A 10,214-nucleotide genomic window follows, 5' to 3' on the forward strand; every position below is an offset into this window, starting at 1 on the left:
GGGAATGACCCCCAAGCGTCTCGCGGCGACCCTCTCCCAGCTACCGACGCGCAACCTTAGCCAGGAGGCGCGGCGATGAGTGGAGGAGTTACAAGCGAGTGGGAAGGTGGGGGGCTCGCCTCGGCGCTGGCTGCAGCGGTTTGGCTCCTTGTCCCGGCAGGCACCGCCAACATGGCGCCGGTCGTCGCGGCGTGGCTGCTGCCGTCCTGGGACCGGCCGGTCGATTTCTGCCGCAGCCTGGGCGGTAAACGCCTGTTCGGCGACCATAAGACGTGGCGGGGCATGGCCGCCGGCGTGGTCGCGGGCGCCGCAGCCTTCGCGGTGCTGCAGCGCGCGCCGGACCTTCGCGGGATCCTTGCTGATCCGGATTCCAGCCAGCTTTCGCCGTTGTTCGGCGCCTGGATCGGATGCGGCGCCCTCACCGGCGACCTCGTGAAGAGCTTCTTCAAGCGCCGGGTCGGCATCCCGCCCGGACGCTCATGGTTTCCCTTCGATCAAATCGACTGGCTGCTCGGCGCCATCGCCTTCGCCATCCCCGTTCTGCAGTTCTCGGTCATGAGCATCCTCGCCACCCTGGTCGCAGGGGTTGCGCTGCATCTTGTCATTCATGCCCTGGGCCGCGCCGTGGGATTGAACCAATCCTGGATCTGAGCAGCGTCGCGCGGATCCCGGCCGTCCATTCACGGAAATCTTCCCGACGTCGCGCCGTGCCGGCCCGACGCTTGAGATGCCGCAAGATCGAGCGCCGCAGGGCGGGGCAGACTTGCCTGTATCAGGAGACAGCCCGGCCATGACTTCGGACAGCAAGAGCGCCGCGTGCGTGCGCGCAACGAGACGCGCATCCACGGGAGCGCCGCCTCGCCGAGAACGGCGCCTAGCACCTCTTCGGCGTGGACGAGGTGGCCAACGGTCCCGAAGTGAGCTGGTGAAGCGGTGAATCACCCGCCGTGGATGGTGCCATGGAGCTGCGCGGAAGGTGGAACCACCAGGGACAGTGGTGGGCCGGCGCAGAGGATGTCGGCGCGCCCGCCACCTGCGCCATGCCGACCTTGCGATAGGCGCGGGCAATCCGAAGCTCGTACAGGTCAGCGAACAATTCGGTCTGCTGCGACAAGGCTGGCGCGAAGGGAGGGGGCGACATAACGTGCTGCTCCCGATCATCGGCAGCCATCCTGCGGCTTCGCTGCCGCGCGACGCGAGGAGGCGATCGTCATGAAGCTCTTCGCGCTTGATGCCAGCCGCGATTTCGGCGAGCGGGTCGCCGCCGCGCTGGGCCTGCCGCTCGCCCCGCATGAGGAGCGCCGGTTCGAGGACGGCGAGCACAAGGCGCGGCCGCTCGCCGGCGTTCGCGGGGCGGATGCCTATGTGGTGCAGTCGCTCCACGGCGGGCCGGAAGAGAGCCCCGACGACAAGCTCTGCCGCCTGCTCTTCTTCCTCGGCGCGCTGCGCGACGCCGGGGCGGCGCGGCTCACCGCAGTGATCCCTTACCTGGCCTATGCCCGCAAGGACCGCCGGACCAAGCCGCGGGATCCCGTGACGTCGCGCTACGTCGCACAGCTGCTCGAGGCTGTCGGCACAGATGCTGTCGTGACGCTCGAGGTGCACAATCCCGCCGCCTTCGAGAATGCCTTCCGCTGCCGTACCGTGCATCTCGGGGGCCATGTGCTGTTCGTGCCGCGCCTCGCCTCGCTCGATGGGCCGCTCATCGTGGCCTCACCGGATCCGGGCGGGGTGAAGCGCGCGCAGATCTTCCGCGAGCAGCTGGAACGGCGGCTCGGGCGCGAGGTCGGCAGCGCCTTCATGGAGAAGCGGCGCAGCGCCGGCGTGGTCAGCGGCAACCTGCTGGCGGGCGAGGTCGCTGGCGCCACCGTGCTCATCGTGGACGATCTGATCAGCACCGGAGGCACCATGCTGCGCGCGGCCGAGGCCTGCCTTGCACAAGGGGCGGCGCGCGTGGTCGCGGTCGCCGCGCATGGCCTGTTCACCGGGAATGCTGCGGAGGTCATCGCCTCTCCCGCCCTTTCGCACTGCCTCGTCTCGGACAGCGTGCCGCCCTTCCGATTGCCGCCGGCGCTGCTCGGTTCGCGTGTGGAGGTCGTGGAGGCCGCTCCACTCTTTGCCGAGGCCATCCGGCGCTTGCATGAGGGTGGCTCGATCACCGAACTCGTGGAAGGCGACGCAGCCTAGCGCAGGCTGCCTCGGCCTGGCCGAGATAGCGCAGGGTGCGCGGCTGCCACTTTGCGGGTTCGCGCGGCTCCGGCTCCTGCAGGTGTGCGATCGAGAGGCGCGCGCGCAGGCAGGCGCGGAAGCCGGTGTAGAAGGCGAACAGGCGGGCGCCGGGCCGGGTGCGGAGCGCGCCCGCGACGTGGCGCAGGAACGCCGCGCCGGCCCAGGAGCCGCCCAGCATCCGGCACTCCATCGCCAGGAAGGCAACCTCCTCGAAGGGGTCGAGCAGGCGCAGCTTCGGGTCGAACTCGAGGCAGTCGATCACCGCCGGCGGCTCGCCGAGGAAGACATGTTCCGGGCGGAGGTCGCCATGGCCTTCCACGACGCGGCCCGCACGGAGCGGCACGAGCAGGGCGTCGCGCTCCTCGCCGAGGAAGCCCTCCAGGGTGTCGAGCACCCGCGCCGCTGCCTCGTGCGGCAGCCCGTAGGCGCCATCGTGCAGCGTCTGTCGGTTTAGGGTGATCTCATGATGGAACCGATCGAGATAGGGTTCCTCTCCCGCGGCGGCGGGCGGAGCGGAGGCGTAGAAGGAAGCGAGATGGTCGGCCGCTCGCGCGACGGCGACAGGCGTGGCCGTTCCGTGTTCCAGCGCCACGTCCAGCATCAGCGATGCCGGCAAGCGTCGCATCCGGACGAGCCAATCCACCGCCTCGCCCGCGCCACCTAGCATGAGTGCGCCGTCCGGACGGCGGACAAGAGGCACGACATCGAGGTAGACGTCAGGCGCCAATCGCCGGTTGAGGCGCAATTCCTCTTCGCAGAAGTGACGACGCTGTTCGAGGCGGCGGTAGTCGAGGAAGGGGTGGCGGACCGGCTTCTTCAGCTTCCAGGCGAAACCGTCGGTCAGGAAGACCCAGGACATGTGGGTCTCCCGAACCTCCACGGCGCGCGGCGCTTCCGGATAGGATGCTGGCGAGCGCAGGACGGCGAGCTTCCGGGCCAGGTCGGTCCCGGCGCAGTCCTGCATCGCTTTGCCCGGCATGGTGCGCATCATGCTCGGCCCGGTGGGAAGCCTGCAAGGCCGCGATCGCGCATCGCCAGGGCGACGGTCGGTTCGCGCCCCGGAGGCTCTGTTGTCCCGATCCCCTGCCCAATCACCGCGACGCGATCTGTCTGTCTCTTGGGCCTTGACGGGGATCAAGGAGCCTTCTCGCCCGTCTGGCCACGTTCCGCTGCGGCGGCGCACGCACACATTCTCCGCCCACTCTCGCCGGGTCAGCGGCGGGCGGTCGAAGGCGATGTGGCAGATCAGGTCAAAGGGATCGAGGCCCTTGCCGATCTCCTCGGCAATGGCGGCAAGGGGAAGACCCTCGGCCGCCACTTCGTCAATGATCGCCTGCTTTCGCTCGGCACCCTTCCAGCGGCGAAGGAAGGCATCAAGGCTGGCGAAGTGCTTGCGCAGGGCCTTGCGGGTGAAGTCGCGCAGGCACAACATGCACGGTGCCCCTCCCACTATAGCGAATGGTGCCGCGCGTTGTCGGTGCAGATCGGCCTTGTTGGTCACGGAAGGTGCCAATCACTTGGTCACCTGTATCGAACCGCTCCCTCGCATCAGGTGTACCTGGTGGGCGGCCGTTCACTGATTCGCCCCGATGCGCGAAGCGATCGACAAGCTCCTGAGGATCGACATCCGGAGCAATCGCTGCGGCCTGGTATGTGATTGTTGCGCCCTGGCTGATGCTTACCCTGGGTGCGGCCGTCTTCCGCCCCAAGTCGCCCTCCGCCGCCCGCAGCGCCAACGTCACGCCAGGGACGGACATCGGTCCGGGCTCTGGCTTCGATCCCCGCATGGGGCATCTCCTTCGGCGGTCAAGGAACCGTATCGTCGGGAAAGTACGTCCCCCCCCGCGGGTCTGGACCAGCGTCGGGTTGCCTCGGGTGGTCGCCAGTAAAACGGGTACTATTCCGCGAGTAGAGGCAGGCATGGCTTCGTCGATGTCGCCGTCGGCGGGAGCATCCCCGAGCGTGGGAAAGCCACCGCTGCCCAAGGATTCCAAGTTTCCATGTTTTCTTTGACTGCGCGAATGCGGCCGCGGCACTCGGGGAAGCCCCGGAATCGCGAAAGAGACATTTATGACTTGGAACCGGACCTCGTTTCATATTGCGAGGAGGTCCGGTTCATGGGTCGTTACAGAGCGATGCCCCCGGCGGTGTGAGCCGCCGCGTCAGGATGCCACGGCGGGCAGCCTGACGGCGGGACTATCGCTGACGGTGGTGATGGTTTCCAAGGTCATGTAGCGGTCGCGCTGTGTGGCCCGTGCGTCGTGACGGCGCTATCTGGCAGGGCAGCCCGCCCCGGCCGGGTATGCAGGAGCAAGCTGAAGCGGGGCCGGCCATGCCTAACCCCCGGGGCCAAGACCCCTCCGCCGGAATGTTTGACTTGCCTGAACCCCGACCTTGGCAAAAGATCGAGTGGCAACTTTGGAGATGTCAAGATGGACCAGGATCTCGACACCGCCTTCTGCCCTGCCGGAACCGGCATCATCTTCCGCGACTTCGGCGATGAGATGGTGGTGGCCAATCTGGACACCGGCATTTTCTTCAGTCTGGGCGGCTCAGCGCCGGCGATCTGGGCGGCACTGGCCGAAGGCCATAGCGCCCGGGGAATCGCCACCGCATTCGGCGGCGATCCCGGCATCCTAGCCAGCATCGGGGGCCTGCTGGGACAGTTGCGGGCAGAGGCCCTACTGACGCCGGCGGCATCCCCTGCCCCTGCCCCGGCAGCCGGGGTCGCTCCGTGGGCTTTTGTGACACCACTGCTCGAGCGGTTCGATGACCTACAGGGCCTGCTGCTGGTCGACCCGATCCACGAGGTCAGCGAGGCCGGATGGCCACTGGCGCCCCAGACCCTGGGGGGCGCCGGCTAGGCGCGGTGCAGGCCCCGCCTCCGGCGCCCCTTGCCAAACAGGGGGCCGCGTTGCGCCGCTGCCTGGTGCTGGGTCCGCTGCGACTGCATCTGGATTTCGCCAGCCCCGCCCTGGCGGCGATCTTCGGTGATGCCCTGGCGGTCCAGCAGACCGATGCAGACCCGCCTGTCGCAGACGTGCAGGACTGGCAGCTGACGGTGGCCGCCGGAACACCGGCCCCGGCCCAGGTGCCGGCCGGGGCCGGCGGCGAGATGCGCCTGCTGGCCGATGCCGATACCTATGCGCTTTGGATGGGCCGGCATGCGCCGGTTCTGCATATGGTCGACCGGCGCCGCCGGCAGGCGCTCTACTGGGTGGCGGACCCCGCCGCGGTGCCGGCCTGGGAACGGTCACGCCCCTTTCTGCCGATCCTGCAGGCGATGCTGGACGAGACGCCCTGGATCGCCGTGCATGGCGCCGCCATCGCCTGCCGGGCCGGGGCGGGGCATCGCGCGGTGCTGCTGGCCGGCGCCGGGCACGCCGGCAAGACCAGCCTGTCCCTGGCCGGACTGGCCACAGGCTGGCGCTTCGCCGGCGATGACTTTGTACTGCTGCGCACCGATGACCGACCGGCCGTGGCGCCGCTCTATGCCACGGCGCGGCTGCGCGACGATATGCTGGCGCAGTTCGCAGCCCTGCTGCCGGCGCGCCGCGAGATCTCCGAGGAGCAGGGCGAGCGCCGCCACGAATTGTCCCTCGCCGGCCGTGGCAGCATTGGCGGCGCGCCGCTGGGGGCGCTGCTGCTGCTGGAGCGGCGGGGCGCGGCCGCGCCGCTGTTGGCGCCGGTGACGCGCAGCGCGCTGCTGCAGGGGCTGGCCGCGACCACCGCCGTGGCCACCCCGGGCCATGCCGCGGCGCGGACCGGCAAGCTGCTGCGGCTGCTGGGCGGCACCGGTCCGGCGCGGCGCTTCGATCCCGGGCCGGATTTCCCTGCCGCGCTGTCGGCGCTGCGGGCGCTGCTGGCATGAGCACCCCTGGCGGCACCGGCACCGGCACTGGTAGCGGCACTGGCAGCGGTACCCTGGGCATCAGCGCCATCCTGCCCGTGCGCAACGGCGCCGCCTTGGTCGCCGAGGCGATCCGCAGCATCCGCGCCCAGCAGCCGCCGGTGGAGGAGCTGATCGTGGTCGATGACGGCTCCACCGACGCCACGGCGGATTGCGTGCGCCGCGCCGATCCGGCGGCCCGGCTGCTGCGCCAGGCACCGCTGGGGCCGGCCGCCGCGCGCAATGCCGGGGCGGCGGCGGCGCGCGGCGCCTGGCTGGCCTTCCTGGATCATGACGACCTCTGGCCGCCCGGCCGTCAGGCGGCGCTGCTGGCCGGTCTGCACGCCCGCCCGGAGGCCGGGCTGCTCTGCGGCCGGCTGCAGATCCTGGCGCTGCCGGGCGGCACGCTCGATGCCCGGCTGCGCCAGGCGGATGGGGCACACCTGCCCTTCCTGCTGGCCAGCGGGCTGCTGCGGCGCAGCCTCTGGCAGGCGGTGGGCGGCATGCGGCCGGCACGCGACCGGGCCGAGGATATCGACCTCTACCTGCGCCTGCTGGAGGCCGGCGCCACCGTCGCGACGATCGAGGCGACGACGCTGGTCTATCGCCAGCATGGGGACAACCGCTCCCGCGCCGCGGCGCTGACCGGCGCGGCCCTGCTTGCGGCGATGCAGGCCGCGGTGCTGCGCCGCCGCCGGGGGGCGGCCTGATGCGCATCTCCGTGCTGATGCCCTGCCGCAATGCCGCGCCCTATCTGCCGGACGCACTGGGCTCGGTGCTGCAGCAGCAGCCGCCGCCCTTCGAGGTGATCGCGGTCGATGACGGCTCCACCGATGCCACGCCGACGATTCTGGCCGGCTTCGCGCCGCGCGTCACGCTGCTGCGCCAGCCGCATCGCGGCGTCGCCGCGGCGCTGAACGCTGCCGCCGGCCGAGCAAGGGGCGAGGCGCTGGCCTTCCTCGATGCCGATGACCTCTGGCTGCCGGGCAAGCTGGCGGCACAGCAAGCGGCGCTGCTGGCCGGACCGGGGCTGGATGGCGTCTTCGGCCATATGCGCAATTTCCTGAGCCCCGACCTGCCCGCGGCCGAAAGCGCCGCCCTGGCGCGCAGCGTGCCACTGGCGCCGCGACCAGGGCTGGTGAAATCCACCCTGCTGCTGCGCAGTGCCGCGCTGCAGCGCCTGGGCGGCTTTGACGAGGCGCGGCAGGCCGCCGATTTCCTGGCTTGGTATGCCGCCGCCCAGTCCCGCGGCTTCCGTTGGGCCATGCTGCCCGAGTTGGTCTGCCTGCGCCGCATCCATGCCGGGAATATGAGCCGCCGCGAGCGCCCCCGGCAGCATGCGGACTATCTGCTGACCATGAAGAGTTTCCTGGACGCGCGCCGCGCCGGCACGGCCCCGTCGAGTGCCCGCGAATGACGGTGCCGCTGCTCTCCGACCGCGAGCGCTGGCTGCTGGAAGCCTGCCTGCGCGAGCCGGCCGAGGCCCGCGCCGCCTTCGCCGCGTGGCAGCCCTTCGCCAACCCGGCCGAGATGCAGGGGCGCGAGTTGCGGCTGGTGCCGCTGCTCGAGGCCAATCTCCGCCGCGCCGGCCTGCAGGACCCGCAACTGCAGGGTACGGGGCTCGGCTGGCTGCGCGGCCAGGCCAAGCATGTCTGGCTGACCGGAGCGCTGCGGCGGCGCGCGCTGCAACAGGCGCTGCTGACCCTGGATGCCGCCGGGGTTGCGGTGGTGCTGATGAAGGGCGCCGCTCTGCTGGCCCGCTGGCCGGAGGCCGCCGCGGGCCGCCCGACGGGAGATTTCGATCTGCTGCTGCCGCCGGAGCAGCTGCACGCCGCCATGGCGGCGCTGCGGGCGATCGGCTGGCAGGCCCCCCCGCCGGCGCTGGTCACGGCGGCCGATCTGCAGCATTTCCATGCGCAAGGGCTGACTGACAGCACCGGCGGCTGCATCGACCTGCACTGGCGGCCGGCCGAGGCCATCGCCGATCCCGGCCATGCCGCAGGCGTGGCGGCGCGGGCGCAGAGCCTGCCCTTCCTCGGCAGCACACGCCGCATTGCCGGGCTGACCGACCATCTCTTCGTGTTGCTGGCGCATGCCTTCCACGACAGCGTCATCGCCCGGCACGACTGGGTGGCGGAGGTCGCCCTGCTGCTGCGCCACGCCGAACCGGCCGCCTGGGACTGGCCGCTGTTCCAGGCGCTGTGCCAGGGCTATCGGCTGCAGGCCTGGGCCGCGGCGGCGCTGGGGCTGGTGGCGGAGGTCGCCCGGCTGACGCTGCCCGCGGGCGCCCTGCCGCCGCGCCGCTGGAAGCCGTTGCAATGGCGGGAGGTGGCGACCCGGCAGAGCATCGCGCCCGGCCCGCTGGCGCGCTGGTCCCGGCGGCGCGGCCAGGCCGCGCGAGGCACCGCGCTCGTGCCGCCACTGTCGGCGGGGGTGCCGTCGGCGGTGCTGCGCCGGGCGCTGCGGCAGGCCCCGCCGCCGGAGGCATTGGCGCTGCTGCCCCCCGGCGGTTTCGACCTGTCGCAGGATGCCGGGGCCGCCTCCTTCCGGCATGGCTGGTCCATGCCGGAACCGCAGGGCCGCTGGACCGATGGCGAGGCGGCGCTGCTGCTGATGCGTATCGCCGCCCCGCCCGGCCAGCCGCTGCCGCTGCGCCTGCGGCTGTTCCCGGACCATCTTCCCGAAACGCCGGGCTTCACCGCGCATCTCTGGGCCGGCGGCACGACCACCCTCTGGCGCTGCGAAGCCGGGCAGCCGCTGCCGGACGTCTGGGCGCTGGAGGGCGTGCCGCTACTTTGGCGCGGCACCGCCATCCTGCCGCTGCTGTTCCGCTTTGAGGGCCTGCCGGGGCTGCGCGAGCGGGCGCGACGCGGCCTCGACCAGCGCCGGCTGGGCCTGCACCTGCAGCGCCTCGACTGGGGCGAGCCCGTGGCGCTGCCGTGGCTGGACCGGCCGCTGCTGCTGGCCGATCCGGCCGTTGCCGCCATGGCTTGGTCCGGCTGGGGCGAGGCCGAGGCCGATGGGCGCTGGACACTGGGGCCGGAAGCACGGCTCCGGCTGCGGCTGCCGGAGCGCAATGTCCCCACCGGCCTGCGGCTGGAGATCGCCTCCGGCTTTGCCGCGGGCGCCGCGGGCCAGGCTGTGGAACTGCTGCTGGACGACATGCCCGCCGGCGCCTTCACCCTACCGCTGAAGGGTGGGGCGGCGGCGCCCGGCCTGCTGCCGGGAGGGGCGGTGACGCTGGCGCTGCCGCCGCGGCCGGGCGCGGTGCTGGAGCTGCGGCTGCGCATCGCCCGGCCTACCTCGCCTCGCGGGCTGCGTCTGTCGGAGGATAGGCGGGCGCTGGGGCTGATGCTGAGGCGCCTCGTGCCGCTGGGCGCCGGCTGAGAGGGTGTCTCAGAGCTCAGTCGGTCAAATGACCTCATAGGGCGTGAGGCCTTTCAAGCCTTCAATCGGCGGCCGAAGTTGTACGTATTGACGAAGTCAGGGAGGTGGCGGCGGAGTTTTAGCAGGCTGCTGAAAAAGAACCTTCGCCAGCAAGCGGCGACCGATTGTTTTGCGGCGATCGCGCAACACGAATGAATCCTTCAACACGCAGCGCCTTTGGATTCATTCCTGCCGAACATTGCGGTTTCGCCGGAGCCAAGCGTCGCTCTTCAGCAGCCTGTTAGAGCCTGTTTCGAAACGCTTTTGGTATGACCGGCATTGGGGTGGATGGCCGGTGGCAATCGTGATTCCAACGGGTTGCGACACCTGTGATGGAGTTTTCGATGTGGACCCCGACCACCCGGCGGCAACATAGCCGCGCGGGCTTGCGCTATGCGAGTGATCTCACCGATGCCGAGTGGCGTTTACTGGAACCGCTGCTTCCGCGGCGCCATCGGCAGGGACGCCGATGGGCTTGGCCGCAGCGCGAGATCATCAACGCGATCTTCTACGTGCTGCGCGCGGGCTGTGCCTGGCGCCTGCTGCCCGACAGCTTCCCGCCGTGGCGGACCATCTATCGCTGGTTCGCCCGGCTGCGCGATGGCGGGGTGTTCGAAAGCCTGAACCACCACCTGGTCATGCATGATCGCGAGCGGGCCGGGCGCGAGGC

General features: G+C 70.9%; 9 protein-coding genes and 1 pseudogene. 8 read left to right on the top strand and 2 right to left on the bottom strand.

The genetic code is table 11. The annotated features are described in order from the left end of the window. Positions 1–75 precede the first annotated feature (75 nt). Positions 76–651 (top strand): CDP-archaeol synthase, encoded by a 576-nt coding sequence (locus tag C8P66_RS23005; RefSeq protein ID WP_111400622.1) that lies wholly within the window; start codon positions 76–78, stop codon positions 649–651. 561 nt (positions 652–1,212) lie between these two features. Continuing rightward, positions 1,213–2,187: a ribose-phosphate diphosphokinase gene (locus C8P66_RS23010; protein WP_111400623.1), complete on the top strand. Its 975-nt coding sequence runs from the start codon at positions 1,213–1,215 to the stop codon at positions 2,185–2,187. A gap of 1,228 nt (positions 2,188–3,415) precedes the next feature. Here C8P66_RS23010 and C8P66_RS24850 read toward each other — a convergent pair. After that, positions 3,416–3,652 (bottom strand): annotated as a pseudogene (locus C8P66_RS24850) (type I restriction-modification enzyme R subunit C-terminal domain-containing protein); the annotation flags it as partial. Beyond that, positions 3,603–4,151, bottom strand: a complete 549-nt coding sequence (locus tag C8P66_RS24855) for a polymorphic toxin type 50 domain-containing protein (RefSeq protein ID WP_408882275.1) — start codon at positions 4,149–4,151, stop codon at positions 3,603–3,605. The pseudogene C8P66_RS24850 and the gene C8P66_RS24855, both read right to left, overlap by 50 nt. 510 nt (positions 4,152–4,661) lie before the next feature. Here C8P66_RS24855 and C8P66_RS23025 point away from each other — a divergent pair. The 6 genes from C8P66_RS23025 to C8P66_RS23050 all read left to right on the top strand — a co-directional run. After that, positions 4,662–5,093 (top strand): PqqD family protein, encoded by a 432-nt coding sequence (locus C8P66_RS23025; protein ID WP_111400626.1) that lies wholly within the window; start codon positions 4,662–4,664, stop codon positions 5,091–5,093. Positions 5,094–5,158: 65 nt separating this feature from the next. After that, positions 5,159–6,100 carry a hypothetical protein gene (locus C8P66_RS23030; protein ID WP_158537364.1) on the top strand — a complete coding sequence of 314 codons (942 nt, stop codon included), beginning with the start codon at positions 5,159–5,161 and terminating at the stop codon, positions 6,098–6,100. Further along, complete coding sequence (locus C8P66_RS23035; RefSeq protein WP_111400628.1) at positions 6,097–6,828, top strand: glycosyltransferase family 2 protein; 732 nt, start codon at positions 6,097–6,099, stop codon at positions 6,826–6,828. The genes C8P66_RS23030 and C8P66_RS23035 overlap by 4 nt, the downstream gene beginning before the upstream one ends. Next, positions 6,828–7,535: a glycosyltransferase family 2 protein gene (locus C8P66_RS23040; RefSeq protein WP_111400629.1), complete on the top strand. Its 708-nt coding sequence runs from the start codon at positions 6,828–6,830 to the stop codon at positions 7,533–7,535. Before C8P66_RS23035 ends, C8P66_RS23040 begins: the two co-directional genes overlap by 1 nt. After that, on the top strand, positions 7,532–9,505 hold the full coding sequence (locus tag C8P66_RS23045) for a nucleotidyltransferase family protein (RefSeq protein ID WP_111400630.1): 1,974 nt from the start codon (positions 7,532–7,534) through the stop codon (positions 9,503–9,505). The genes C8P66_RS23040 and C8P66_RS23045 overlap by 4 nt, the downstream gene beginning before the upstream one ends. Positions 9,506–9,888: 383 nt before the next feature. Then, the coding region (locus tag C8P66_RS23050) for a transposase (protein ID WP_146423047.1) at positions 9,889–10,214 on the top strand (326 nt) is incomplete at its 3' end.

The organism is Humitalea rosea (genome assembly GCF_003253705.1).
GTDB lineage: Bacteria > Pseudomonadota > Alphaproteobacteria > Acetobacterales > Acetobacteraceae > Humitalea > Humitalea rosea.